This window comes from Streptomyces sp. NPDC096048 (assembly GCF_044763415.1).
GTDB lineage: Bacteria > Actinomycetota > Actinomycetes > Streptomycetales > Streptomycetaceae > Streptomyces.
The window spans coordinates 687,415-713,867 of sequence record NZ_JBIWGG010000001.1 but is presented as its reverse complement, the minus strand read 5'-3'; the positions used below and the strand labels follow the sequence as shown (position 1 = coordinate 713,867).

The following is a 26,453-nucleotide window of genomic DNA, read 5'->3' as shown; positions in this document are numbered from 1 at the left end:
GAAGCGCAGGTCAACCCCTGTGGTGCGTCTCATCACACCGGGCGGTCCGCTCCCTGCGGTCGCTCACTCCACGACGTGCCGCCCCTCGGGCCGTGCGCTGCACGACGCGCGGAAGGCGCAGTGGGTGCAGTGCTGGCCCGCGGTCGGGGTGAACCGTTCGTCGAGGACCTTGCCCGCGGCCGTGGCGAGCAGGTCCCCGACCCACTCGCCCGCCTGCCCCTCCAGAGAGTCCTGCGCCTGCACCTTGGGGAGGGTCTCGCCACCGTCGCGCTTGGGCGCGCCCTGGCGCAGTTGGACGAGCTCGGCGCCGCCCGGTTCGGGGCGGGCACCGCCGAAGGCCTCGTCGACGGCGCCCTCGCGGACGGCGAGCTGGTAGACGGCGAGCTGGGGGTGGTGGGCCACCTCGGCGGAGGTGGGCGCCTGTTTGCCGGTCTTGAAGTCGACGACGTAGGCGCGGCCGTCACCGTCGGCTTCGACGCGGTCCATCTGGCCGCGGATGCGCACCTCGTAGTCGCCCGCCTCCAATGTCACGTCGAAGTCGTGCTCGCTCGCCACCGGCGTGCGTCCGGCACGGTCCATGACATGCCACTTGAGGAAGCGTTCGAGCGCCACGCGCGCGTTGGCCTTCTCCTGCGCCGACTTCCACGGCGCGTCGAAGGCGAGCGCGTTCCACACGGAGTCCAGGCGTTCCATGAGCACGGCGAGGTCGGCCGGGGTGTGCCCGGAGGCCACCTCGTCGGCGAGGACGTGCACCACGTTGCCGAAGCCCTGGGCGGCGGTGGCGGGCGCGTCGGCCTTCACCTCGCGGCCGAGGAACCACTGGAGGGCGCAGGTATTGGCCAGCTGGTCGAGGGCGCTCCCGGAGAGCGTGACGGGCTGGTCACGGTCGCGCAGCGGCACCTTGCTCTCGGTCGAGTCCCACATGCCCCACCAGCGGTAGGGGTGGGCGGACGGCACCAAGGGGCGGCCGTCCTCGTCGGCGAGGGCGGCGAGGCGGGCCAGTCGGCGGGCGGCTGCCTCCCTCAGGGGTTCGGAGACGCGGGGATCGACCGTGGTGGCGCGCAGCTCGGCGACGAGCGCCCCGACGGCGAGGGGCCGACGCGGGCGGCCCGTGACGTCGGCGGGTTCGACGCCGAGTTCGGTCAGGAACCGGGAGGGCTGGTCGCCGTCGTCGGCCGGGGCCTTCACGGCGGTCACCACGAGCCGTTCACGCGCGCGCGTGGCGGCCACGTAGAACAAGCGGCGTTCCTCGGCGAGCAGCGCGCCGGGCGTGAGCGGTTCGGCGAGTCCGTCGCGGCCGATCCGGTCGGCCTCCAGCAGGGAGCCGCGGCGGCGCAGGTCCGGCCACAGGCCCTCCTGGACGCCCGCGACGACGACCAGGCGCCACTCCAGCCCCTTCGCGCGGTGCGCGGTCATCAGGCGGACGGCGTCGGGGCGTACGGCACGCCGCGTGAGGGTGTCGGCGGCGATGTCCTCGGCGTCGATCTCCTCCAGGAAGTTCAGGGCGCCCCGGCCGCCGGTGCGCTCCTCCGCGCGGGCCGCCGTCGCGAAGAGGGCGCACACGGCGTCGAGATCGCGGTCGGCGTTGCGTCCGGCCGCGCCGCCGCGCCGGGCGGAGCGTTCCAGGCGGGTGGGCCACGGCGTGCCCGCCCACAGGTCCCACAGCGCCTCCTCGGCGCTGCCGCCGCCCGCCAGGCGCTCGCGTGCCTTGCGGAGCAGCGCGCCGAGTCGCTGGGCGCCACGCGCGTACGCGGGGTCGTGCACGGCGAGCCGCTCCGGCTCGGCCAGCGCCCGCGCCAGCAGCTCGTCCGAGGGCGGCGGCAGCGGGTTGCCCGCGGCACGCTCCTCCTCGCGCAGGGCTCGGCCGAGGCGGCGCAGATCGGCGGCGTCCATGCCGGCGAGGGGGGAGGTGAGCAGGGTGAGGGCGGTCTCCGTGGGGAGCCAGCACGCATCCTCCGCGCGGTCGGTGCCTTCTCCGGGCACGGGCTCCGCCGCCGTATCGGCGTCGACCGCGTGCACGGGCCTCGCCGCCGCCCCGGGTACGGCCTTGACCGCTGTGGTGGCGACGACGTCGGGGGCGGCGCCATCGAGGGCGGGGGCGGCAGCCCCATCGGCATGGGCATCGGGAGCGGCCTCTCCCGCCTCACCGGCGCGGGCTCCGCGCTCGTCGTCCCCCTGCTCGTCGGCGCCGGCTCCACGCTCGGTCCCGCCCTCGCCGATGGCCGCGGCCTGCCCCGTGACACCGGTGCCGACCCCACGCCCGGTTCCCCCCACGCCGTCGGCCGCCGCCTCGCGCGCGGGCTCCCCCGCGACACCGGCACCCGCGCCGGGCCTGACATTCCCCGCGCCGTCGGGGCCCGCTTCGGGCTCAGCCGACTCGGCCTCGGCATCGGCATCGGCATCGGCGTCGGCGTCGGCGTCAGGTGCGCCGGACCACACGCCGGCCCCCGCACCGTGCCCGGCCTCCTCCGCCTCATCACCGGCCGTCCCGCGCCCGGCGTCCGCCGACGTGGGCCGCTCCCCCGCCTCCGCCTCCGCCACCGCCCGCAGTGCCGTCAGCAACGGCGCCACCGCCGGCTCGTGGCGCAGCGGAAGGTCGTCGCCGTCGATGTCCAGGGGCACGCCGGCCGCGGTGAGGGCGCGGCGGACCGTGGGGATGGTGCGTGAGCCGGCGCGTACCAGGACGGCCATGTCGCCCCAGGGAACGCCGTCCTCCAGGTGGGCGCGGCGCAGGATGTCGGCGATGTTGTCCAGCTCGGTGCCGGACGTCGGGTACGTGTACACCTCGACGCGCCCCCCGTCCCGCTCCGGGGCGAGTTCGCGGTGGGCGCGCACCTTGTCGGCGGGGAGCCGGGTCATCGGCATGCGCTGGGTCAACAGCCGGGTGGCGGCGAGCAACGCGGCCCCGGACCGTCGCGAGGTCCTCAGCACCACGACCGGTGCCGGGCGGCCGTCCGCGCGGGGGAAGGCGGTCGGGAAGTCGAGGATGCCGTTCACGTCCGCACCACGGAAGGTGTAGATCGACTGGTCGGGATCGCCGAAGGCGACGAGGGTGCGCCCGCCGCCGGCCAGGGCGTGCAGCAGCCGTACCTGGGCGGGGTCGGTGTCCTGGTACTCGTCGACGTAGACCGCGTCGTACCGCGCGGCCAGCTGCGCGGCGACCTCGGGGCGGCGGGCGAGAAGCACCGCGCGGTGGACGAGTTCCGCGTAGTCGAGCACACCCTGAAGGTCCAGCACGTCGAGGTACTCGGCGAGGAAGACGGCGGCGGCCCGCCAGTCGGGGCGGCCGGTGCGCCGGGCGAAGGCGCCGAGGGCGTCCGGGCCGAGGCCCAGTTCGCGGCTGCGAGCGAGGACCGCGCGGACCTCGTCGGCGAAGCCACGGGTGGTCAGGCAGGCGCGCAACTCGTCGGGCCAGCGCACGTGGGCGAGGCCGCGCCGCTCCAGGTCGACCTGCCCGGCGAGCAGCTCGCGTACCGCCACGTCCTGTTCCGGGCCGGACAGGAGCCGCAGCGGCTCCACGAACAGGTCGCTGTCCTGATGGGCGCGGACCAACGCGTAACCGAAGGAGTGGAAGGTCGTCGCCCGGGGAGCACGCGCGGCGCCCATGCGCAGGGCCATTCGGTCGCGCAGCTCGACGGCCGCCTTGCGGCTGAAGGTCAGCACCAGGATCCGCTCGGGGTCGCCGCCCCGGGCGATCCGGTCCGCCACGGACTCGACCAGCGTGGTGGTCTTGCCGGTGCCCGGGCCGGCGAGGACGAGCAGCGGGCCGCTCCCGTGGTCAACCACGGCGCGCTGTGCGGCGTCCAGACGAGGGGGGTCCATGCGCGCCGGCGGGGTACGCACCAGTCGGTAAGCGCCACGGCTCCCCCGTCGCGCCTGGGGGTGCGACGGGTGTCGGGTGGAGGAGGAGGAGCTCACGTGGTTCGCCGGTCCTGGTGGGTGTGCTGGTGGGCCGTCCGCGCCGCGGGCACGGCGGTGGCCGCGGGATGAGAGGGACGCGTGCGGCCGACGCTACGCCGACGAATGAGGCGGAAGCAGGGCTTCCTCTTCTTCCCTCGGGTCACTCGGGGCGCCTGTGTCCCCCGCCCCACGAACGTACGTCATGCCACGGTCGTGCCCGAAGTGCCCCTTTTCCCTCATACGGATCACAGGTCACACGTCGGTCCGCCCGATGGCGGAAGCTGTCAGGTGTGCCCCTGTGCGCGTTCGCCGCCGTCCCACCGCGCCCGCTTCAGGTCGAGGCGAGGCAGATGGCCCTCCACGGCCCTGCTCGCCTCCCTCAGGGGCGTGCCCTCCTCCCGGTAGCGGTCGAGCGCCTCCAATTCCTGCCCCGCGAGCAGGACCCCGTCCGCGCGGACGACGCGCCACCACGGCACGCCTCCCCCATAGAGGGACATCACCCGTCCGACCTGACGGGGTCCCCCCTCCTCCAGATACTCGGCGACGTCCCCGTACGTCATGACGCGGCCCGGCGGAATCAGTTCGGTCACCTCGAGGACCCGCTCGGCGTACTCGGGCAGCGCGTCCGCGTACTCCGGGCGGGCCTCCTCCGGAAGGCTCTGCTCGCTCATCCGCCCCATCCTGCCCCACCCCACCGACAACGCGACGCGCTCCCGGCGGTGCGCGTCCCTCGCCCGGGAGCGGCGCTTCGGGCAGACTGTGCGGCCGCACGGGCACCCTGATGCCTGCCGAGGCCGACGCGGCATGCCACCATCGTGCGGGCGGTGACCAGTGATACGAGAGCAAGAAGAGGCGATGAAGCAGCAGGGTGTGCACCCCGAGGACGCCGAGGGCACCTCCGGCTCTTCGTCGCGCCCGGACACCGCGGACGGAAGCGGCGAGAGGACCGGCCGGCGGGCGGCAGCGGGCAGGACGGCGACGGCCGCCGACCCCGACGACGTCGCGCACATCGACGAGGTGGAGGGCGACGAACCGCTGCTCCCCGCGCGCGTGCACCGTCCGTCCGACCTGATGCGGCTCCTGGTGGGCGTGCTCGCCGTCGTCGTACTGCTCGCCGTCGCCGCCTTCGCGCACGGCACCACCTCGGGCCTCGAGCAGGACATCAACAAGGGCACCGGACAGGCGCCCGACCTGCTGATCAAGATCGCTGGACTGGCCTCCAGCATCGCGATCCTCCTCGTGCCGGTCGCGTTCGCGATCGAGCGGCTGATCAAACGGGACGGGCTGCGGATCGCCGACGGTGTGCTGGCGGCAGTCCTCGCGCACGGGGTGACCCTCGCCACCGACCTGTGGGTCGCCAAGGCCGCCCCCGGGTCCATCCAGGAGGCGCTCACCCAGCCCTCGCCGGGCGACGTCCACGCTCTCACCGATCCCGTGCACGGCTACCTGGCGCCGGTCATCGCGTACATGACGGCAGTCGGCATGTCCCGCAGACCCCGCTGGCGGGCGGTGCTGTGGGTCGTGCTGCTCCTCGACGCGTTCTCGATGCTCGTCACCGGCTACACGACACCGTTCTCGATCATTCTGACGGTCCTCATCGGCTGGACCGTGGCCTACGGAACGCTGTACGCCGTCGGCTCCCCCAACGTCCGCCCCACCGGACGGACGCTGATGGCGGGGCTGCGGCACGTCGGTTTCCGCCCGGTGACCGCCGCCCGCCAGGAAGCACCGTCGGACACCGCGGAGACCGGTGACCGCGGCCGCCGCTACTTCGTCACGCTGGAGGACGGCCGGCCGCTGGACGTGACGGTGGTGGACCGGGAGCAGCAGGCCCAAGGCTTCTTCTACCGCGCGTGGCGCAATCTGACACTGCGCGGCTTCGCCACCCGCAGCAGCCTCCCGTCACTGCGGCAGGCCCTGGAGCAGGAGGCACTGCTCGCCTACGCGGCGATCGGGGCCGGCGCCAACGCCCCGAAACTGATCGCGACGTCCGAGCTGGGTCCCGACGCCGTGATGCTCGTCTACGAGCACACCGGTGGGCGCACGCTCGACTCGCTGTCGGACGAGGAGATCACCGACGACCTGCTGCGCGACACCTGGGAGCAGGTGCGGGCCCTGCAGTCCCGGCGCATCGCGCACCGCAGGCTGGTGGGCGACGCGATCCTGGTGGATCCTGCCGGCACGGTGATCCTCACCGACCTGCGCATCGGCGAGATCGCCGCCGGGGACCTGCTGCTGCGGATGGACATCTCCCAGCTCCTGGTGACGCTCGGCCTGCGGGTGGGTGCCGAACGCACGGTCGCCTCGGCGGTGGCCGTGCTCGGCCCCGACGCCGTGGCGGACTGTCTGCCGATGCTCCAGCCCATCGCGCTCAGCCGCTCCACGCGCGCGACCCTGCGCAAACTGGCCCGGGAACGGGCCCAGCGCGAGCGGGAGGCGGTCCTGGAGTCGTCCCGGCAGGCCAAGCTGGCCCGTTCGGAGGCTGCCGCAGACGACGGCACGATCCCCGCGACCGAGCAGCCCGACAAGCCCGACAAGCCCGACAAGAAAGTCGTGCGTGCCGAGCAGCGGGCGGAGAAGCGGGCCGTCGACGAGGCCTTGGAGGAGGCGCGTGAGGAGGACCTGCTCACGCAGATCCGGCACGCGGTGCTGCGGATCAGGCCCCAGGCTCCCGTCGAGCCGGCTCGCCTGGAGCGGGTGCGGCCGCGCACGCTGATCAGCTTCATCGCAGGTGCGATCGGTGCCTACTTCCTGCTGACGCAGCTCACCCACATCGAATTCGGGCCGCTGATCTCGAACGCCCAGTGGGGCTGGGTGATCGCGGCGGTGCTGTTCTCGGCGGCGAGTTATGTCGCGGCGGCGATGGCCCTGCTGGGCTTCGTACCCGAGAAGGTGCCGTTCCTGCGGACCGTGGCGGCGCAGGTCGCCGGGTCGTTCGTGAAGATCGTCGCCCCCGCGGCGGTCGGCGGTGTCGCCCTGAACACCCGCTTCCTCCAGCGCGCGGGCGTGCGGCCGGGGCTCGCGGTGGCGAGTGTCGGCGCGTCGCAGTTGTTCGGGCTCGGCTGCCACATCCTGATGCTGCTGGCCTTCGGCTACCTGACCGGCACCGAGAAGACGCCGTCCCTGTCGCCCTCCCGGACGGTCATCGCGGGTCTGCTGACGGTGGCGGTGCTCGTGCTCGTGGTGACGTCGGTGCCGTTCCTGCGGAAATTCGTCGTCACGCGCGTGCGGTCGCTTTTCGCCGGTGTCGTGCCGCGCATGCTGGATGTCCTGCAGCGGCCGCAGAAGCTGGTCACCGGCATCGGCGGCATGCTGCTGCTCACCGCCTGCTTCGTGATGTGTCTGGACGCCTCGGTCCGGGCCTTCGGCGACGAGACGACGTCGATCAGCCTGGCGAGCGTCGCGGTCGTCTTCCTCGCGGGCAACGCGCTGGGGTCCGCGGCGCCCACGCCCGGCGGTGTGGGCGCGGTCGAGGCGACGCTGACCGTCGGTCTGATCGCCGTCGGCCTGCCCAAGGAGGTCGCCGCACCCGCGGTGCTGCTGTACCGGCTGCTCACGCTGTGGCTGCCGGTGCTGCCGGGCTGGCTGGTCTTCAACCACCTGACACGGAAAGAGGCGCTGTAACAGCCCTCGTACGCTGCGGGACGACCTCAGACTGCGCGGAACGGCCTCAGACACCGAGGTGATCCGTAGGCATCCACGCACACGCGTACGTCCGGCCGCCCCGTACCTCGTACGGCTCCTGCCCCGAGCGCACGGACCCGCGCGCCCGCACGATGGACGCATGCCGAACTCCTTCCGGCTGCGCGCCGCCGCCCTGACCGCCGCCACCGCCGCAGCCCTGTCCGCTCTGCTGGCCGGCTGCAGCGACGACTCAGGAAGCGACTCCGGGGGCGACGAGGAGCTGACGGCCCAGAAGCTCGACTGGAAGAACTGCCCGGCCCCCTCCGAGGCCGAGGGCGGCGGTGCCGCTCCCTCCCCGCTGCCGGACGGAGCCGAGTGGCAGTGCGCCACCATGAAGGCGCCACTCGACTGGGACGACCCCAAGGGCGACACGATCGACCTCGCGCTGATCCGGGCGAAGGCCAGCGGTGAGGCGGGCCGCCGGATCGGATCGCTCGTCTTCAACTTCGGCGGCCCCGGCGGATCGGGCGTCGCCACGCTGCCCGCCTTCGGCCAGGACTATGCCGAACTGCGCACCCGCTACGACCTGGTCAGCTTCGACCCGCGCGGCGTCGGTCGCAGCGCCCCGGTGGAGTGCCTGGACGACAAGCAGCTCGACATCTACTTCCAGCAGGACGCCACCCCCGACGACGTGGCCGAGCGCACCGAGTTGCTGGACAACACCGAGGGCTTCAACGCGGCCTGCGACAAGAACTCGAAGCAGATCCTGCCGCACGTGCGCACCACCGACGCGGCCCGCGACATGGACCTGATGCGCCAGGTCCTCGGCGACGAGAAGCTGCACTACTTCGGCATCTCCTACGGCACCGAACTCGGCGGTGTCTACGCCCACCTGTTCCCCGAGAAGGTGGGCCGCGCCGTCTTCGACGCGGTCGTCGACCCGACGCAGACCCCGGAACAGGGCTCGCTCGCGCAGGCGAAGGGCTTCCAGCTCGCACTCGACAACTTCGCCGAGGACTGCGTGTCGAAGGTCGAGGACTGCCCCGTCGGGAACAGCGCCCAGGACGTCAAGGACCGTATCGCCCGGCTGCTGGAGGACCTCGACCGCAAACCGATCCCCGGCATCTTCCCCCGCGAACTCACCCAGACCGCCGCGACCGGGGGCATCGCGCAGGCGCTGTACTCGAAGGACTTCTGGGAGTACCTGACCGACGGCCTGGAGCAGGCGTACGACGGTGACGGCAGGGTCCTCATGGTGCTGTCGGACGCGTTGAACGGGCGCAACGAGAACGGCCAGTACAGCAACATCACCGCGGCCAACGTCGCCATCAACTGCGCCGACGACAAGCCGAGGTACGACCCCGCGTACGTGGAACGCAAGCTTCCCGAGTTCCGGAAGGCCTCCGCGCTGTTCGGCGACTATCTCGCCTGGTCCATGCTCAGCTGCACCGACTGGCCGGTGCCCGGTGCCGCCTACCACCCCGACGTGAGCGCGCCGGGAGCGCCGCCGATCCTGGTCATCGGCAACACCGGTGATCCGGCGACGCCCTACGAGGGTGCGGGGAAGATGGTGGACGCACTGGGGAAGGGCGTGGGCGTGGAGCTGACCTACAAGGGCCAGGGACATGGTGCCTACGACAGCAAGAACAAGTGCGTACAGGACGCGGTGCACGGCTATCTGCTGGACGGGAAGGTACCGGCTGCCGGGACTGTCTGCTCCTGACATCCTCGGCACCCGAGCCACCGCGCCCGAAGCCACCGCGCCCGAAGCCGCAGCGTCCGAAGCCGCGGCACCGAAGCCCAGCCCGCAGCCGAAGCAAAGCGGCAGCACCTGAGAACTGAACAAACTCGCAGGTCAGAGCGTTATCCACAGGGCACGGCGGGCGTCGCGTGCTCCGCCTACCATGACATGACCGCCATCCGCTGCACGGCGCGGACGGCTCGCGAGGGGGGAGAGCACATGACGCGTCTCGTACGGTGGACGGCTCTGACGGCCGCCGCCGCACTGCTGACAGCGGGCTGCAGCGGCGGCTCGTCCGGTGACGACCAGGACGACGGGGGTGCGAGCAGCGGGCGGCCGTCGGCGGCGGCACCGTCCGGAGTGCCCGAGTCGCTGGCCTCCCAGACGCTCGACTGGGGCCGCTGCGAAGGCACCGCCGGCTCCCCCGCGCCGGGCGGCGACTGGCAGTGCGCCACGCTCGAGGCGCCGCTGGACTGGGCCGAGCCGGACGGCGAGACGATCGACCTCGCGCTGATCCGGGCCAAGGCCACCGGCGACGAGCGCATCGGCTCCCTGCTGTTCAACTTCGGCGGCCCCGGCGGCTCCGGCGTCTCCATGATGCCGTCCTACGCCGACACCGTCTCCTCCCTGCACGAGCGGTACGACCTGGTGAGCTGGGACCCGCGCGGGGTGGCCGCCAGCGAGGGGATCCGCTGCCGCGGCGACGAGGCGATCGAGGACGCCGAGTCGGTGGACTCCACACCGGACACCGCGACCGAGGAACAGGCGTATCTGAAGGACGCCGCCGACTTCGGCAAAGGCTGCCAGAAGGCCGCCGGCAAGCTGATGGCACACGTCTCGACCACGGACACCGCCCGCGACATGGACCTGATGCGGCATGTGCTGGGCGACGAGAAGACGCACTACTTCGGCATCTCCTACGGCACCGAACTCGGCGGCGTCTACGCCCACCTGTTCCCCAAGCGCGTGGGCCGCGTGATCCTCGACGCGGTCGTGGACCCGGGCGCCGACACGATGGGCCACGCCGAGAACCAGGCCAGGGGCTTCCAGCGCGCGCTGGACGACTATCTGACATCCACCGGGCGGGACCCGAAGCAGGGGTCGCAGGAGATCGCCGACCTATTGGAGCGGCTCGACGCGAGGCCGCTGCCGACGTCGTCACCGGGGCGGAAGCTGACGCAGACGCTGGCACTCACGGGGATCGTGCTGCCGCTCTACAGCAAGGACGGCTGGCCTGCCCTGACCAGCGCGCTGGCCGCGGCCGAGGAGGGCGACGGCTCCGAACTGCTGGCGCTCGCCGACGGCTACAACGAGCGTGATCCCTCGGGGCGCTACGGCACGACGACCCACTCCCAACGAGTCATATCGTGCCTGGACGACAAGCAGCGGCCGACCATCGAGGAGACGAAGAAGCTGCTGCCGAGGTTCGAGAAGGTCTCGCCCGTGTTCGGGGCCTTCCTCGGCTGGGACACGGCCGGGTGGTGCCACGACTGGCCGGTGGCCGGTCAGCACGAGACCCCGGAGGTGAGCGCGCCCGGCGCGGCTCCGATCCTGGTGGTCGGCAACACCGGCGACCCCGCCACACCCTACGAGGGCGCCCGCAGGATGGCGGACGAACTGGGCAAGGACGTCGGTGTGGTGCTCACGTGGAAGGGCGAGGGACACGGGGCGTACGGGAGCGGGAGCGACTGTGTCGACTCCGCGGTGGACGGCTACCTGCTCAAGGGGACGGTGCCGAAGGACGGCAAGGTCTGCTCATGACGGCGGCGGGGGCTTCGGGCACCCGCGGTGCTCGAAACCCCCGCCGTCCGGAGAACGGGATCGGGACCCGGTCAGTAAACGGGCTTCGCCGGCTCGATCTGGTTGACCCAGCCGATCACGCCGCCGCCCACGTGCACGGCGTCGGAGAAGCCGGCCGACTTGAGGACCGCCAGAACTTCCGCACTACGGACGCCCGTCTTGCAGTTCAAGACAATCTTCTTGTCCTGCGGGAGGCTCTCCAGGGCCGAGCCCATGAGGAACTCGTTCTTGGGGATCAGCCGGGCGCCCGGGATGGAGACGATCTCGAACTCGTTCGGCTCGCGGACGTCGATGAGCTCGATGTTCTCGCCGTCGTCGATCCACTCCTTGAGCTGCTTGGGAGTGATCGTGGAGTCGGCGGCCGCCGCCTGGGCCTCCTCGGACACGACGCCGCAGAAGGCCTCGTAGTCGATGAGCTCGGTGACGGTCGGGTTCTCACCGCAGACCGCGCAGTCGGGGTCCTTGCGGACCTTGACCTGGCGGTACTGCATCTCCAGGGCGTCGTAGATCATCAGGCGGCCGACCAGCGGCTCGCCGATGCCCGCGAGGAGCTTGATGGCCTCGTTGGTCTGGATGGAACCGATGGACGCGCACAGCACGCCCAGGACGCCGCCCTCGGCGCAGGAGGGGACCATGCCGGGGGGCGGGGGCTCCGGGTAGAGGCAGCGGTAGCAGGGGCCGTGCTCGGACCAGAAGACGGAGGCCTGGCCGTCGAAGCGGTAGATCGAGCCCCAGACGTACGGCTTGTTCAGCAGCACGCAGGCGTCGTTGACCAGGTAACGGGTCGCGAAGTTGTCCGTACCGTCGACGATCAGGTCGTACTGGCTGAAGATGTCCATCACGTTGTCGGCCTCGAGCCGCTCCTGGTGAAGGACCACGTCCACGTACGGGTTGATGCCCTTGATGGTGTCGCGGGCGGACTCGGCCTTGGACCGGCCGATGTCGGCCTGGCTGTGGATGACCTGCCGCTGCAGGTTCGACTCGTCGACCTCGTCGAACTCCACGATGCCGAGCGTGCCGACACCGGCTGCCGCCAGATACATCAGGGTCGGCGAACCGAGGCCGCCCGCGCCCACGGCGAGCACCTTGGCGTTCTTCAGCCGCTTCTGCCCGTCCATCCCCACGTCGGGGATGATCAGGTGGCGGGAGTACCTGCGGACCTCGTCTACGGTGAGCTCGGCGGCCGGCTCGACCAGGGGTGGCAGCGACACGGGGACTCCGTCTGTCGGTCAGTGATTACGGTTGTTCTGCTCGTAACACTGCCACGGCCTTTTTCATTCCGAGACACCCGTCCCGACCCGCGAGACGATTTCGTCCCAGTAGCCGGGCATCGTCTCCCAGGGGTCGATTCGGCCGCCCCGGTCCGTGCGGTCGGTGAAGTAGATCGTCGCGGCGCCCTGCCAACGGGCGATGCGCAGCGCCTCCTCCAGATGCCCGCGGGGGACGCCGTGGACGAAGTGGCAGAAGCGCTCGGGCGGATAGTCGGCGCTCCACTCGGCCGCCTGGGACCAGCGGTAGTCGCTCCAGGCGCCCGAGAAGGTGACGAGCTGGTCGGCGTTCTCGGCATAGCCGGGGTAGGGGTGGGTGCCGTGGCCGAGGACGATGTGGGCATCGTCACGGATCACTCGGAGCGTGGTGACCGTGCGGCGGACCTCGGGGAGCGCGGCCCGTTCGGACGGGCAGCGGTCGAGGAGGAAGCCGTCGACCTGGTACCAGTCGAGGTGTCGGTGCGCGTCGGAGATCAGCGCGCCGAAGCTCCGGGCCCCGTACGCGGCGTCGAGGTGGCCGAGGACGCGAACGCCGGTGTTGCGCAGGCGGCCGACGGCGTCCAGGCAGCGTGGGTCGGGGTGCGCGCCGGGGCCGTCGGCGACGTTGAGGACGACCCAGTGCAGGGGCGTGCCCGGGCAGGTGAGGCCGGACCACTCGCCGGGTGCGACGAGGGGGTGGGCCAGACCCGGGACACCGAGACCGGTGCGGACGCCGGTGCTCGCGGTGCCCGCTTTGGTGCTGGTCAGATACGGCATGCCGCCTCCATCCAGATATCTGCGAGGGACTCTTCGAGGGCGATCCGGGGCCGCCAGCCGAGCCGGTCGCGTGCGGTGCGCACATCGGCCTGCTGCCAGCTGCCGCAGCCGTCCGGGTAGGGGTAGGCGACCGGGGCCGCGTGCTCGGCGTCGGCACGGTCGCCGCGGATCCCGAGGGGCTCCGGGCGGTGGTGACCGAGAGAGTCGGTGCGGTGGTGGCCGAGGGAGTCGACGCGGTGCCCCACGGACTCGGTGCGGGGGTGGCCGATGGTGGGCCGCAGTGCGCCGGGCGGTCCGTCGAGTTCGTGCAGGGCGCCGCCGTATCCGGCCACGCGGGCGAGGGTGGCGGCGGCGTCGCGCAGGCGGACGGCGCGGCCTGAACCGATGTTGATGACGCCCTGGGCGGCGGACAAGGAGGCGGCATGGACGGCACGGGCGACGTCGCGGACGTCGATGAAGTCGCGCTGGGCGCCGAGGCCGCCGAGGCGGAGTTCACCGTCGCCGGACTGCATCGCGCGGCGCATGGCCTCGGCGAGGCGGCCCAGCGGGGAGCCGGCGGGGGTGCCGGGCCCGGCGGGCGAGAAGACGCGCAGGACGACGGCGTCCAGGCCGGAGCCGAGGACCAGTTCGGTCGCGGCGAGTTTACTGACGCCGTAGGGGCCGCCGGGGCGGGGCACGGCGTCCTCCGCGGTGGAGGAGCCGGGCTGGCTGGGGCCGTACTCCGCACTGCAGCCGACCTGCACCAGGCGGGCGCCGCAGCCGCTGCGGCGCAGGGCCTCGCAGACGGTGGCGACGGCCACGGTGTTGTGCCGGGTGAGTTCGCGGGCGCCGCCCCGGGTGGCGCCGGCGCAGTTGACGACGACGCCGGGATGGACCGCGTCGAGGAAGCGGGTGAGGGCGCCGGGGCTGCCGGTGGCGAGGTCGAAGCGGACGTCGGCGTCGTCACCGCGGCCGAGGGCGGTGAGCTGGACGGCCGGGTCTGCGAGCAGACGGTCGGCGACGAAGCGGCCGATATAGCCGTTGGCTCCGATCAGCAGGACTCTCATCGGGCTGCTCCCGGTGCCGAGGCGTCGGGTCGGGAGGTGGTCATCTGGGGGCTCCTTCAGAGGGTGATGCGGACGTGTGGGGGGCTGTCCGGGGGCGCGCGGTCACCGCGGCCGCTCCATCGACGCGTGGGCCGAGGCTCTGGTCAGGCGGCGGGTCGCGTGCACCAGGAGGATCAGCGCGCCGATGCCGCAGGCCGTCGTCGGAACGACGGCCGGACCGCAGGCGGCGACCAGGGCCTCCACGGGGGTGGCGAGGAAGCCGCAGCCGGGGAGGCGACCGGCGAAGAGCGTGGCGAGGGCCGCCGCCTCGGCGGTGGCCGCAGCCGTGAGGACGAGCGTGGGGGCATGTGTGCAGCCGTGCACGGTGAGCAGGCGAGCGAGCAGGAGCAGGGCGCCCAGGGTGAGTGCCTGGAGGTGGGCGGCGGGCTCCGCGAGGACCGCGCCGGTCAGCGCGACCAGGGCCGCCAGGGCGCACATGAACAGGGCGACCGTGCCGAACAGCAAGGGGCGTACCGAGGCGGAGAAGTCGGCAAGGCCGCGGCTGGCCGTCAGTTTGCGGCGGGCGCCCACGGCGAAGAGATGGGCGCTTCCGGCCGCGGGCGCGCAGGCCAGGGCGAGGGCCAGTACGGGGGCGGCGGTGACGGGCCACGGGCCCTCGGCGGTGCCGTCGGGCAGGCCGTCCGGGCCGCCGGTGAGAGCGGCGCGGAGCAGTCCGTCGCCGAGGAGGGCGTAGCCGACGAGCCAGCACGTCCAGGTGCCGGTGGTACGCGTCGCGGCCCTCAGCGGCCCCCGGCGCAGTGCCGCGCGCAGGGCGAGAGTGACCGCGAGGGCGCCGACGACGGCCGCGATCAGGCGCGGTCGGCCGTCGGTGAGGCGCAGACCGGCCACGGCGGCGCCGCACAGCGCGCCGGGCAGCAGCGCGAGGACGATCCAGACGGTGCGCGCCCGGGGCGCCGGCGGGTCCGCGGGGCGCGGGGGCGTGTCGCCGTCGCGCGGGACGCGTGCGTACATCTCCTCCGCGAGGGAGAAGACGTCCCGGTGGCGGAAGCGTGCGGCGGTCCGGTCGGTGACACCGTGCGCCTCCAGGCCTGCCGCGATCTCCAGCGGGTCCACGGCACGCTCGCACAGGACACGGTGACGATGCATCAGGGCCTTCACCGGGTCCGCGGCGGCGCGACGCGCGGCGGACGGCGACTCCTTGCCGACGGCTACCGCTCCGCCGACGTCGGCTCCTCCGCCACGGGCAACCGCACTGCTCCCGGCGGCCCTTCCGTCACGGGCAACCACACTGCTCCCAGCGGCCCTTCCGTCACGGGCAACCGCACTGCTCCCGGCGGCCCTTCCGTCACGGGCAACCACACTGCTCCCAGCGGCCCTTCCGTCACGGGCAACCACACTGCTCCCGGCGACCGCGTTGCCCCCGTCGACTCCTACGCCACGGGCGACCGCGTTGCCCCCGACGACGCCCCCGACGACCGCTCCGCCGTGAGCGACCGCGCTGCCCCCGGCGGGCATGGTGCCGCCGGCGCCTTCGCGCGCGCGCCCGCCCGTGCCCGGAGACCCGCGCTCGCCCGAGCGCCGGTCCTCATCCGCCCACGGCCACCGATCGGCGCGCGCTGCCGCGTCAGGTGTGTCGGGATCGTCGGGCGTCCCGTCGGCCAGGAACTCCCGCGAGCGGGAGTCCCAGGCGCCCGGGCTGCCCGGGGTGCCGGGGCGGTCGAGTTCGCCGAGGCCGCTCATCGGGCTGCCCCCTTGGTCGCGGAGGCCGGGGAGGTGGCCCGGACGGGGGCGTCCGTGGCCCAGCCGGGTCCGCCCCGGGCCACGACACGAGCCGTGGGGTCGGTCCAGCGGCCGGGCATGTGGGCCTCGGCGGGTACGGCGAACGGCAGAGGTTCGCCGCTGTCGTCGAGGACGACGCGGCGGACCGGGGTACGCGAGAGGATCTCCAGGTAAATGCCGTGAAATGCCGCGACGTTCTGCTCGACGGTGAACAGTTCCAGTGCGCGGGCGCGCGCGGCGGCACCCAGTCGCTCACGGCGCTCGGGGTCGCGCAACAGGGCGACGCACGCCTCGGCGAGCGCCCGCGGATTGCGCGGCGGCACGACGAGTCCGGTACCGCCGATCGCCTCGACCACCGCGCCGACGTCCGTGGACACGGTCGCGCGACCACAGAACATGGCCTCGACCAGCCCGGACGGGAAGCCCTCGACGACGCTGGAGAGGACCACCAGGGCGCCCGCGCCGTACGCGTCGGCGCGGGACGGCAGTTCCGGCCCGCCGGTCTCCTCGAAGGACACCGGGTTGCGGCCGACGGCGTGCGGGCCGTCGGCCTCGTCGGGGAAGAGCTGCGCGGCCAGGCCCTTGCAGTGGACGAGGTAGGCCGCGCCCTCGGGGCCGGTGGGGACGCCGACGATCCTGAGGCGCGCTCCGGGCTCCGCCTTGCGGATCTCCGCGAAGGCGTGCAGCAGCGAGACCAGGTCCTTGGCGGGCTCGACCCGGCCGACCCAGACGAGGGTGTGCGGGTCGGCGGCCGACGGCGACTCCCCCGCCTCGGCGAAGGGAGTCGCGTCCATACCCGGGTGGACCGTGCGGAGCTTGGCGCGGTCGGCCCCGCAGCGCTCCTGCCAGCGGCGGGCATGCGTGTTGCCGGGCGTGATCACGGACGCACACCGGTAGGTCTCGGCGGCCAGCCGGCCGTGGAAGGCGGCCAGCAGGGACCGTATCGCGGGCGGGGCGTCGGGGTCGGTGAGGTAGTGCGTCCGCAGCCGCACCCCGTATTCGGTCACCAGCAGGGGCACGTCGCAGAAGTGCCGGGCGAGCAGGCCCGGAAGCGCCGCCGTGCCGCCGGAGGCCGCGTGGCACAGGTCCACCGCGCCGAGGCCGTCGTCCTCGTACCAGTCCAGCGACAGGGGGCGCAGAGCGCGTTCGAGGCGCGCGGCGACGGCGAGCAGATCGGGGACGCGCGCCTCGCGTGCGGAGCGGTGGGCGCCAGGCGCACGACAGGCGCGTTCAAGGGCGCGTACGGCGGTCTCCGAGCGGAGGGCGGCGGGCAGTCCGCCCGCGTCGCGGGCGAGTTCGGCAAGGCCGTACAGCGCGTTGGCGAAACGGTCCGCCTCAAGGGCCGACTCCCCCGCCGACGCCGCCTCCGACGCCGTCTCCGAGTACGCGGAGTATGCGGAGTACGCGGAGAAGTCACCGGGGGTGGTCGTGCACAGGGCCGCGGCCAGGTCGCCGTAGCACTCCGCGAAGCGCCGACGCGCGCGCCGCCCGTGGACCACACCGTCGTCCTCGACGTCCCACAGCGACGCGGTGCGTACCCGGCTGACCTGCGGCGGCAGCGGAACCCACCCCTCGGCCTCCTGGCGCTCGCTGCGGCTGAGCGCGTAGACGCCGAACTCGTGCTGCTCGAGCCCGCGCACGAGCCGATCGCACCAGAGCCCCGCTTCACCGCTCACATACGGATAGCCACCCTCCGTAAGCAGTCCGATGCGCACGCGCGCACCCCCGATCTCCCGTTTGGGGAGCCGTCGTTGGCCCGGCGGCTCGCAGCGGGACGAACGTATGCGGACAAGGCGGTGGCGCGATGGACGGTTGTCCATCGCGCCACCAAAAGGGGTGAACGGTCGTGACTTTCTCACACGGAGCGCGTTCAGTCGCGCTAAGAGATCAAACCGTCACCATGAGTGATGCGGCGGCCATCGCTCGCGATCAACTGTTGGGGTAGGCCCAGGCGTTGGGACGGCAGTCGATTCCGTCGTGGTCGACGAACTTGGTCTGCTGCTGCATGACCGGGGCGAGTTCGCCGTCCTTGTCGCAGGTGACGTGGTTGAAGCCGATGCGGTGGCCGATCTCGTGGTTGATCAGCATCTGCCGGTACCCGTGGATGTCGTCGCCGAACGGCTCCGCGCCCTGCGCCCACCGGTAGGCGTTGATCATCACGCGCTCGGTGGCGGCCGAGTCGCAGGACACGTTGTCCTGCGTGGTGTCCAGGCCCGACTTGGCGCACCAGTCGGCGGTGGTGCCGGGACTGGCCAGCGTGATCACGAAGTCGGGCTGCCCGGAGTGGATGCGTTCGAAGGAGCGGGCGCCGTTGTGGGCCCAGCTCCGGTCATCGTTGAGCGTCTTGTGCACGGCCTCGGCGAAGAGTTTCCCGTCGAGGCCGAGCCCCTGTTCCACGTCCACGCGGTAGGTGTACTTCTGCCCCGTGCCCGGCCCCTTGTCGATGCCGGGGATCGCGTCGAACTTCCCCGAACCGTCGAGCGTGGCGCCGAGCGGGTACCTCTTCTCCATCTTGTTCTCGTACGTCAGCGGTGCCGCGGTCTCGGGGTCGGAGGGTGTCGGCCGTCCGTCCGCACGAGACGCGGAGTCGCGGACGTCGCGGGCCTGATCGGCGCCGGACTGCGAGCGCACGTCGTCGCCGTCCGCCCCGTCGGCGACCTGGCCGGCCACCACGACCGCCAGCACGGTGGTGACGGCGGCCGCGGCGATGCCGGTGAAGGCCCTGCCCTTGCCGCCCTTGACCGGCGCGGGTTCACCCGTGGGCGCCGCGTCGTCGGCGCCCGTGTCGCCGTCGCCCCCGCCCGTGTCGCCGTCGCCCCCGCCCTCCGCACTCCAGTCGGTGACGGAGGCGTACGGGTCGGCGGGCTGCGCGGAGGCGGGGGCAGGGCGCGGGTGGCGGGGTGTGAAGACGTCGTCGTCCCCACCGAAGGCGTCCAGGTACTCCTGCCGCGGTCCCCCAGGAGCCCCCTGCCGCTGTCGCGGAAAGGGCGGGCCGGGCTGCCTCGCGGACCGTCCGGGCGGGCCGGAGTGCCCGGGACGCGAGGCGTGCGAGGGGTGTGAGGTCTGCGAGGGGGCACCGGGAGGCGGTCCCGCCGGTGTGCCGGGTCCGGCACCGGCCCGCCCGTTCACGGCGCCCCAGCCACCACCGGGTTCGCGCTGCTCGGGATGACCACCACGGACCCGTGGCACACCATGCGCCGGGGTGCCGCCGGGGACTCCTGGGACACCGCGCGCGGGCGTGCCATCCGCCACCCGCGGAAAACCGTGCGCCGGCGTACCGTCCCCCACCCTGGGGAACCCCTGCGCCGGCGTGCCGTCCGAACCCACCCGAAACTCACGCGGCGGCGTCCCGCCCGAAACCGAAGGAAACCCGCGCGCAGGCGTCCCATCCGAAACCGAAGGAAACCCATGCGCCGGCGTCCCATCCGAGCCCACCGGAAACCCGCGCACCGGCGCTCCGCCCGGACCCGGCGGAAGCCCATGGGTCGGCGTCCCGTCCGGAAGCCTAGGGCCCGGACGTGCGTACCCCTGGGGGGCAGGGCCGCCCTGGCCGCCCCCGTCCTGGGGTCGTGCGGATGCCGGTGCCCCGTTGGGTGCCGCGCCGGGTGTTGCCCCGCTCGTCGGTGGCGTCTGCTCCCCGGCCGGAGGCCCGGGCGCCCGCCGACGGCCCAGCAAGCCGGGCCGGCCCTCCCGTGCTGCGGCGGTGCCCTCGGCGTCGGCCCTGGGGGCGGGTCCGCGGCGGCTGTGGCGTCCCACTTCGCGCCTCAGCCTCCTGTGGTCTGGTTGGCGGGCTCGTCGTCGACGGCCCCGTCGATCCTCTCACCGGCCGCCGCCTCCCCGGCGTCCGCGAGGAGTTCGCGGAACGCCGTGGCCACGGTCTCCGGGTATTCCATCATCGCCACGTGTCCCGCGTCCGGCAGGGTGAGCAGCCGGGAGTCACGGAAGGCGCGGGCAGCCCGCTGGGCCATGCGGTAGCCGACGAGTTTGTCCCGTCCACCGTAGACCAGCAGCGTCGGTGCGAGAACCCGTTCGGCCTGTCGCCACAGCCCCTGCTGGCCGCCCACCGTGTACGCGTTGACGATCCCGCGGGCGGAACGCGCCATCGCGTCCCAGAAGTACGGCAGTTGCAGTCGCCGCTCCATCTCCTCCACCGCGTTGCGGAAACCTTCCGGCGACACCCGCCCCGGGTCTCCGTGGCAGAGCGCCGTGACGCCGCGGACCCGCTGCTCCGCGGTCCACTCGCGGGTGAGCCGGGTGAACAGCGACACCACCCCCGGCAACGCCAGCAGCCCCGTCGGCACGGCGCTGCGCTGCACGCGGATCTCCGGCAGCGCGGGCGACACGAGGGTCAGCGTCCGCACCAGGTCGGGCCGCACCGCGGCGACGCGGGTGACGACGGCGCCGCCGAGCGAGTTGCCGAAGAGGTGCACGGGGCCGCGCCCGGCGGCGTCGAGGTGGCGGACGACCGCGCGCGCGTGGCCCGTGATCGAGTAGTCACCGTCGTCCGGTGGCGGGGAGTCGCCGAAGCCCGGCAGGTCGATGGCCTCACTGTCGACGACGCCGTCCAGCAGCGGCATCAGCGCCGACCAGTTCTGCGAGGAACCGCCGAGACCGTGGACGTAGAGCGCGGGCGGCAGCCCCTCGCGGACCGGTGGTCTCGAGCGCACCGTCAAGGTCATACCGGGCAGGTGGACCGACCTGAGCCGCTCGCCGGCCGCGACCTTGACGGCTGCGACCTTCGGCAGCACGTTGGCGGGCGGCACGGACGGCGGCTCGATCGAAGGCATGCGGCAATATTACGAGATGATCACACAGTCGTTCTTGTGTTCGCCATCACAAGCGCGGGTGCGGCGGCGCGGCGGCCGGGTACTGGTGCCGACAGCGCACGGAACGGAAGCGGACGCCGGCGACGCATGGCGTCCGGATCGGGTGTCTCCTAGGCTCGTGGAGTGGGCACCCGCGTGTGGCCCCTGCACCCCAGGGACGTTCGTAGGAAGGGAGCCCAGCATGACCGTCGACCCGACCGACCCCGACACCTTCGACGACGAATCGCAGGAAGCGAAGGAATTCGACGTCGAGGCACCGGACGCCGACGCCGCCGAGCAGCAGACGGACATCGCGCCGGAGCGCGACGACCCGCTGACCCGCGTCGATCCGGACCGCGCCAACGAGGCGGACCTGGCCGAACAGGCCCGGGTCGTCTCCCACGACGAGGACGACTACCGCTGAGACGCGGCCGCGGATGACCGAGGACGCGGCGCCGGAAGCGGCGGAAGAGGCCCGCCGAGCAGGAGGGAGCCGATCTCTGCCCGGCCTGAACGCTTTTGAAACCTGTTGTGCGGCTATCGCCACCGTCCGGTCCGTGAAATTCTGCGCTCGCACCGCACACACCACGGTTACCGAAAAGTACGATGGCGACGCGGCGCACACCGCACGAGGACGACTATGGGAGGCGGCGTGACAGCCATCGAGCAGACAGAGGCGGTACGCCCGCGGGGCACACGCCTTCCCCGCCGAGCCCGACGCAACCAGCTGCTGGGCGCCGCACAGGAAGTGTTCGTGGCCCAGGGCTACCACGCGGCCGCGATGGACGACATCGCCGAACGCGCAGGCGTCAGCAAGCCGGTGCTCTACCAGCACTTCCCGGGCAAGCTCGACCTCTACCTCGCCCTGCTGGACCAGCACTGCGAGTCCCTGATCCAGTCCGTACGGAGCGCGCTCGCGTCGACCACCGACAACAAGCAGCGCGTCCGGGCGACGATGGACGCGTACTTCGCGTACGTCGAGGACGACGGCGGCGCCTTCCGTCTGGTCTTCGAGTCGGACCTGACCAACGAGCCCGCCGTGCGCGAGCGCGTCGACAAGGTCACGAACGAGTGCGCGGAGGCGATCTGCGACGTCATCGCGGAGGACACCGGCCTCTCGCGCGCCGAGTCGATGCTGCTGGCCTCCGGTCTGGGCGGTCTCGCCCAGGTGGTGGCCCGCTCCTGGCTGCACAGCGACCGCAGTGTGCCGCGCGACCAGGCGGTCCAGTTGCTGACCTCGCTGGCCTGGCGGGGCATCGCCGGCTTCCCGCTGCACGGCACCGAGCAGCACTGACCGTCAAGGCGTGGCGTACGGCGGCGGGCGTACGGCGACTCTGTTCCCGTCGGCTGTTCGCTCCTGGCGTTCTCCGACGCAGCGTGTACGTCCCCTCACCGGGCTAATGTGTGCTGGGTACGGCGCGGAAGGTCGCGCACTTCACTGACCGTCGGAGGGACATAGCCGTGGAGGTCAAGATCGGCGTGCAGCACGCGCCTCGCGAGATCGTTCTGGAGAGCGGTCAGAGTGCCGAGGAGGTCGAGCGTGTGGTGGCCGAGGCGCTCGCCGGCAAGTCGGCGCTGCTGAGCCTCGTGGACGAACACGGCCGCAAGGTCCTGGTGCCGGCCGACCGTCTGGCCTACGTCGAGATCGGCGAGCAGGCCCCCCGCAAGGTGGGCTTCGGCGCGCTGTAGTCGGCGGACCGCAGTCGGCGGACGCGGAACGACGCACGCAGAACGGGAGGGGCCCGGCGGTGACACACCGCCGGGCCCCTCCCGTCGTCTCCCGCCGCCTCCCTTCGCCTCCCGCCGCGTCTCCCGTCGTCCCGTTCACGGACGGAGCACAGTTCACCCACAGGAGGAGGGTTGTATTCCGCAGGTCAGGGGTAATACGGCTGTGACCGTTTCGGGCGGGCCGGCCGCGTGGGAGGGACCCCGACATGCTCTTGGAAGCGCTCAGCGCCGCGATCCTCGGCCTCGCCCTGGCATGGGCCGCCGTCCACCGACTGCCCCACCGCCTGCCGCCCCGCGTCCTGGTCCTGCCGACGGGGATCGCCGGGGCCCTCTTCGGGGCGTTCGTCACGCACACCGCGCTCGGCGCCGGTGGTCTCCTGCTGGTTCTCCTGGGCTCGGCGACCCTCTCGGCGGCCGCGCTGTCGCTGCTGCTGCGCCCCGCGGGCAGACTCCGCCGCCGATCGGCGACCGCCTGACCGGCCGTCGCCGCATCGGGTCGCGTCCGCGCTGACAGCGGTCAGGCGGCCAGACCCAGCGCCGCCATCCGCTTGGTGTGCGCCTCGGTGATCCGGGAGAACATCCTGCCGACCTCGGCGAGGTCGAAGCCGTCCGCGACACCGCCCACCAGCATCGTCGACAGCGCGTCCCGGTCGGCCACCACCCGCTGGGACTGCGAGAGGGCCTCTCCCATCAGCCGCCGCGCCCACAGCGCGAGCCGCCCGCCCACCCGCGGGTCCGCGTCGATCGCCGCGCGCACCTTCTCCACCGCGAAACCCGCGTGCCCGGTGTCGTCGAGCACCGCCAGCACCAGCTCGCGGGTGTCGGAGTCGAGGCGGGCCGCGACCTCGCGGTAGAAGTCACTGGCGATGGAGTCGCCGACATAGGCCTTGACGAGCCCCTCCAGCCAGTCGGACGGGGCTGTCTGCTTGTGGAAGGCGTCGTACGCGGCCACGAACGGCTCCATCGCCTCCGTCGGCTCCTCGCCGATCCCGGCGAGCCGGTCCCGCAGCCGCTCGAAGTGGTGGAACTCCGCCGACGCCATCTTCGCCAGCTCCGCCTTGTCCGCAAGCGTGGGCGCGAGCTTGGCGTCCTCCGCGAGCCGCTCGAACGCCGCCAGCTCGCCGTACGCGAGCGCGCCGAGCAGATCCACGACCGCGGCACGGTACTGCGGGTCGGCGGCCGCCGTCGCCCAGTCCTGGGCGGCGACTCCGGTGGCCCCGGTGGGTCCGGTGGCTCCGGTGGCTCCGGTGGCTCCGGTGGCTCCGGTGGTTTCGGCAGGGGCGTCGGCGGCGTTGCCAGGCTTGTCAGAGCTCGTCATGCAGCGCACAATAGCCCGCCCGTGGCCTGCCGGAAGGCCCCCGGTCCGCCCTGTTCGATCAGTGTGACGACGACTACGTGACCAAATCGGCCATCGCGTGTGCGCGAATCCGGGGTATGGTGGTAATGCGCCTGCCGAGTATGTGACGTACGGGTACGTCACATCGTCGCCGGGCCGCACGCATGAGGATGCCCGGTCGGTGGCCCGATCGGCTCCGACCCGACAGCCCTCCTGCCGTACGCCACACTGCGCACGGAATCCGGAGGGGGACCCTCAGTGGTACGAGCGCTGGAGCGTCGACAGAGGTCCCGTGTCCTACGGCTCATCCGCAAGGACAGCCGACGTCCCCGACACGATCCGGCACGACCCGCGCGCTCGCCTCGCACCACGTACACAGAAGAGGCAGCACCCTGACTACGACGTTCCGATCCCTCGGGATCCTCCCCGAGACCGCCGAAGCCCTCGAAGCCGTCGGCATCAACACTCCCTTCCCCATCCAGGAGATGACGCTCCCCGTAGCCCTTTCGGGCAAGGACGTCATCGGCCAGGCCAAGACCGGCACCGGCAAGACGCTGGGCTTCGGCCTTCCGCTCCTCGAGCGCGTGACCGTCCCCGCCGACGTGGAGGCGGGCCGCGCCGCGCCCGAGGACCTGACCGACGCCCCGCAGGCCCTCGTCGTCGTACCGACGCGCGAGCTGTGCCAGCAGGTCACCAACGACCTCCTGACCGCGGGCAAGGTGCGCAACGTGCGCGTCCTCGCGATCTACGGCGGCCGGGCCTACGAGCCGCAGGTGGAGGCCCTGAAGAAGGGCGTCGACGTGATCGTCGGCACCCCGGGCCGGCTGCTGGACCTCGCGGGCCAGAAGAAGCTGAGCCTGAAGCACATCAAGAGCCTGGTCCTCGACGAGGCCGACGAAATGCTCGACCTGGGCTTCCTGCCCGACGTCGAGAAGATCATCAACATGCTGCCGGCCAGGCGTCAGACCATGCTGTTCTCGGCCACCATGCCGGGCGCGGTCATCGGACTGGCCCGCCGTTACATGTCGCAGCCCACGCACATCAGCGCCACCTCCCCGGACGACGCGGGCGCGACGGTCGCGAACACGAAGCAGTTCATCTACCGCGCGCACAACATGGACAAGCCCGAGATGGTGGCGCGCATACTGCAGGCCGACGGCCGGGGACTGGTCATGGTCTTCTGCCGCACCAAGCGCACCGCGGCCGACCTGGCCGACCAGCTCAAGCAGCGCGGCTTCGCCTCCGGCGCGGTCCACGGCGACCTCGGCCAGGGCGCCCGCGAGCAGGCCCTGCGCGCCTTCCGCAACGGCAAGGTGGACGTGCTCGTCTGCACCGACGTGGCCGCTCGCGGCATCGACGTCGAAGGCGTCACGCACGTCATCAACTACCAGTCGCCGGAAGAGGAGAAGACGTACCTGCACCGCATCGGCCGCACCGGCCGCGCGGGCGCCAAGGGTACGGCGATCACGCTGGTCGACTGGGACGACATCCCGCGCTGGCAGCTGATCAACAAGGCCCTGGACCTGGGCTTCAGCGACCCGCCGGAGACGTACTCCACCTCCCCGCACCTGTACACCGACCTCGGCATCGCCGAGGGCACCAAGGGTGTCCTGCCGCGCTCGGAGCGCACGCGCGCCGGGCTCGACGCGGAGGAGCTGGAGGACCTGGGCGAGCCGGGTGGCCGCGCGCGCGGCGACCGGGGCGGTCGCGGCGGCCGAGGTGGCCGGGACGAGTCCCGTTCCGCCGACCGCGAGCGTTCGTCCCGTACGACGCCGCGTCGCCGTCGCCGGATGCGCGGCGGTGCCCCGGTGGACGCGGACGCCTCCGCGACCACCGCACCCGAGGCCGTGACCGGCGGTGCGGACAGCGCCGCCGACGTGGACACGGACGCCGCTCCCCGCACGCTGCGCCGCCGGCGCCGTACGCGCGGTGGAGAGTCCCGCCGGCCGGTGACGGCACCGACGACCGACGCCCCTGCGGCGCAGGTCGCGGAGGGCACCGCGCTCGCGACCCCCGAGGCCGCGGAGGCCGTGGAAGCCCCGGCGAAGTCGCGTCGCCGCCGCACCCGCAAGTCGGCCGAGACGCCGGCCGCTCCGCCGGAGACCACTCCGGTGGTCGAGGCGACGGTCGTCGGCGCCCCGGTGGCCGTGACCGAGACCGCCGTCGCCGAGGCCCCGGTGGCCGAGGCGCCCGTGGAGAAGCCGCGCCGCCGCACCCGTAAGGCCACGGCCGCCGAGACGGCGGTCGACACGGCGGAGGGAGCGACCGAGTCCGCGTCCGAACCGACGGAGACGAAGCCGCGCCGCACCCGTAAGTCGGCCGCCGCGGCATCGACCACGGCGGACACCACGGACGCTGCGGACACCGCGACTGCCAAGCCCCGCCGTACCCGCAAGGCCACGGCCGCCGAGCCCACGGAGGTCACCGAGGCCGCGCAGGCCCTGGAGGCCGCCGAGGCCAAGCCGCGCCGTACCCGGAAGACGGCCGCCGCCAAGGCCGAGGCCGCCGTCGACACCGCCGAGGGCACGGAGACCAAGCCGCGCCGCCGCACCCGCAAGGCCGCCGACACCGTCACGGCCACCGAGACCGCCGCCGAGATCCCGGCCCAGACGGCACAGGAGCCGGAAGCCGCAGAGGCCAAGCCCCGGCGCACCCGGAAGACGGCCGCCG

18 protein-coding genes are annotated in these 26,453 nt (G+C 72.9%); 8 read left to right on the top strand and 10 right to left on the bottom strand.

Annotated elements, in window-relative coordinates; translation table 11 throughout:
• Nucleotides 1–63 precede the first annotated feature (63 nt).
• Together ACIQ6R_RS03420 and ACIQ6R_RS03415 are read right to left on the bottom strand one after the other, a co-directional pair.
• Nucleotides 64–3,822: an ATP-dependent helicase gene (locus ACIQ6R_RS03420; RefSeq protein WP_404218413.1), complete on the bottom strand. Its 3,759-nt coding sequence runs from the start codon at nucleotides 3,820–3,822 to the stop codon at nucleotides 64–66.
• Nucleotides 3,823–4,184: 362 nt separating this feature from the next.
• On the bottom strand, nucleotides 4,185–4,571 hold the full coding sequence (locus tag ACIQ6R_RS03415; protein WP_404170042.1) for an MGMT family protein: 387 nt from the start codon (nucleotides 4,569–4,571) through the stop codon (nucleotides 4,185–4,187).
• Nucleotides 4,572–4,755: 184 nt separating this feature from the next.
• Here ACIQ6R_RS03415 and ACIQ6R_RS03410 point away from each other — a divergent pair, with 184 nt between their 5' ends.
• The 3 genes from ACIQ6R_RS03410 (at nucleotide 4,756) to ACIQ6R_RS03400 (ending at nucleotide 11,026) form a co-directional block, all read left to right on the top strand.
• Nucleotides 4,756–7,524 (top strand): lysylphosphatidylglycerol synthase domain-containing protein, encoded by a 2,769-nt coding sequence (locus ACIQ6R_RS03410; protein WP_404218411.1) that lies wholly within the window; start codon nucleotides 4,756–4,758, stop codon nucleotides 7,522–7,524.
• 160 nt (nucleotides 7,525–7,684) lie between these two features.
• Complete coding sequence (locus ACIQ6R_RS03405; protein ID WP_404218409.1) at nucleotides 7,685–9,247, top strand: alpha/beta hydrolase; 1,563 nt, start codon at nucleotides 7,685–7,687, stop codon at nucleotides 9,245–9,247.
• 237 nt (nucleotides 9,248–9,484) lie between these two features.
• Nucleotides 9,485–11,026 (top strand): alpha/beta hydrolase, encoded by a 1,542-nt coding sequence (locus ACIQ6R_RS03400; RefSeq protein ID WP_404218407.1) that lies wholly within the window; start codon nucleotides 9,485–9,487, stop codon nucleotides 11,024–11,026.
• A gap of 71 nt (nucleotides 11,027–11,097) precedes the next feature.
• Here the strand turns inward: ACIQ6R_RS03400 and moeZ are convergent, their stop codons facing one another.
• The 7 genes from moeZ to ACIQ6R_RS03365 all read right to left on the bottom strand — a co-directional run bounded on the left by moeZ (nucleotide 11,098) and on the right by ACIQ6R_RS03365 (nucleotide 20,701).
• A complete protein-coding gene (gene moeZ / locus ACIQ6R_RS03395; protein WP_404218405.1) occupies nucleotides 11,098–12,276 on the bottom strand; it encodes an adenylyltransferase/sulfurtransferase MoeZ in 1,179 nt (392 codons plus the stop codon).
• Between the two features lie 63 nt (nucleotides 12,277–12,339).
• Entirely contained in the window at nucleotides 12,340–13,089 is a 750-nt protein-coding gene (locus ACIQ6R_RS03390; RefSeq protein ID WP_404218403.1) for a spherulation-specific family 4 protein, read from the bottom strand.
• Nucleotides 13,077–14,135 (bottom strand): NAD-dependent epimerase/dehydratase family protein, encoded by a 1,059-nt coding sequence (locus ACIQ6R_RS03385; RefSeq protein WP_404218401.1) that lies wholly within the window; start codon nucleotides 14,133–14,135, stop codon nucleotides 13,077–13,079. The genes ACIQ6R_RS03390 and ACIQ6R_RS03385 overlap by 13 nt, the downstream gene beginning before the upstream one ends.
• 102 nt (nucleotides 14,136–14,237) lie before the next feature.
• Nucleotides 14,238–15,650, bottom strand: coding sequence for a hypothetical protein (locus ACIQ6R_RS03380; RefSeq protein ID WP_404218672.1), 1,413 nt, complete (start codon nucleotides 15,648–15,650; stop codon nucleotides 14,238–14,240).
• Nucleotides 15,651–15,871: 221 nt separating this feature from the next.
• Nucleotides 15,872–17,629: a DUF3492 domain-containing protein gene (locus ACIQ6R_RS03375; RefSeq protein ID WP_404218399.1), complete on the bottom strand. Its 1,758-nt coding sequence runs from the start codon at nucleotides 17,627–17,629 to the stop codon at nucleotides 15,872–15,874.
• 214 nt (nucleotides 17,630–17,843) lie between these two features.
• The gene (locus ACIQ6R_RS03370) at nucleotides 17,844–19,670 is read right to left on the bottom strand and encodes a DUF3152 domain-containing protein (RefSeq protein ID WP_404218397.1); all 1,827 of its coding nucleotides are present in this window, start codon (nucleotides 19,668–19,670) and stop codon (nucleotides 17,844–17,846) included.
• A gap of 8 nt (nucleotides 19,671–19,678) precedes the next feature.
• Nucleotides 19,679–20,701, bottom strand: coding sequence for an alpha/beta fold hydrolase (locus ACIQ6R_RS03365; protein WP_404218394.1), 1,023 nt, complete (start codon nucleotides 20,699–20,701; stop codon nucleotides 19,679–19,681).
• A gap of 220 nt (nucleotides 20,702–20,921) precedes the next feature.
• Between ACIQ6R_RS03365 and ACIQ6R_RS03360 the strand changes: the two genes are divergently transcribed.
• The 4 genes from ACIQ6R_RS03360 (at nucleotide 20,922) to ACIQ6R_RS03345 (ending at nucleotide 22,923) form a co-directional block, all read left to right on the top strand.
• Nucleotides 20,922–21,143, top strand: a complete 222-nt coding sequence (locus ACIQ6R_RS03360) for a hypothetical protein (protein WP_404218392.1) — start codon at nucleotides 20,922–20,924, stop codon at nucleotides 21,141–21,143.
• A 228-nt stretch (nucleotides 21,144–21,371) separates the two neighbouring features.
• Nucleotides 21,372–22,013, top strand: coding sequence for a TetR/AcrR family transcriptional regulator (locus ACIQ6R_RS03355; protein ID WP_375923510.1), 642 nt, complete (start codon nucleotides 21,372–21,374; stop codon nucleotides 22,011–22,013).
• A 167-nt stretch (nucleotides 22,014–22,180) separates the two neighbouring features.
• Nucleotides 22,181–22,408 carry a DUF3107 domain-containing protein gene (locus ACIQ6R_RS03350; RefSeq protein ID WP_121749090.1) on the top strand — a complete coding sequence of 76 codons (228 nt, stop codon included), beginning with the start codon at nucleotides 22,181–22,183 and terminating at the stop codon, nucleotides 22,406–22,408.
• Between the two features lie 245 nt (nucleotides 22,409–22,653).
• Entirely contained in the window at nucleotides 22,654–22,923 is a 270-nt protein-coding gene (locus tag ACIQ6R_RS03345; RefSeq protein WP_404170006.1) for a hypothetical protein, read from the top strand.
• Nucleotides 22,924–22,964: 41 nt separating this feature from the next.
• Here the strand turns inward: ACIQ6R_RS03345 and ACIQ6R_RS03340 are convergent, their stop codons facing one another.
• Complete coding sequence (locus ACIQ6R_RS03340) at nucleotides 22,965–23,765, bottom strand: ferritin-like domain-containing protein (protein WP_404218390.1); 801 nt, start codon at nucleotides 23,763–23,765, stop codon at nucleotides 22,965–22,967.
• Between the two features lie 503 nt (nucleotides 23,766–24,268).
• On the opposite strand from ACIQ6R_RS03340, the gene ACIQ6R_RS03335 reads away from it, so the two are divergent.
• A partial coding sequence (locus tag ACIQ6R_RS03335) for a DEAD/DEAH box helicase (protein ID WP_404218388.1) occupies nucleotides 24,269–26,453 on the top strand: 2,185 nt, incomplete at its 3' end.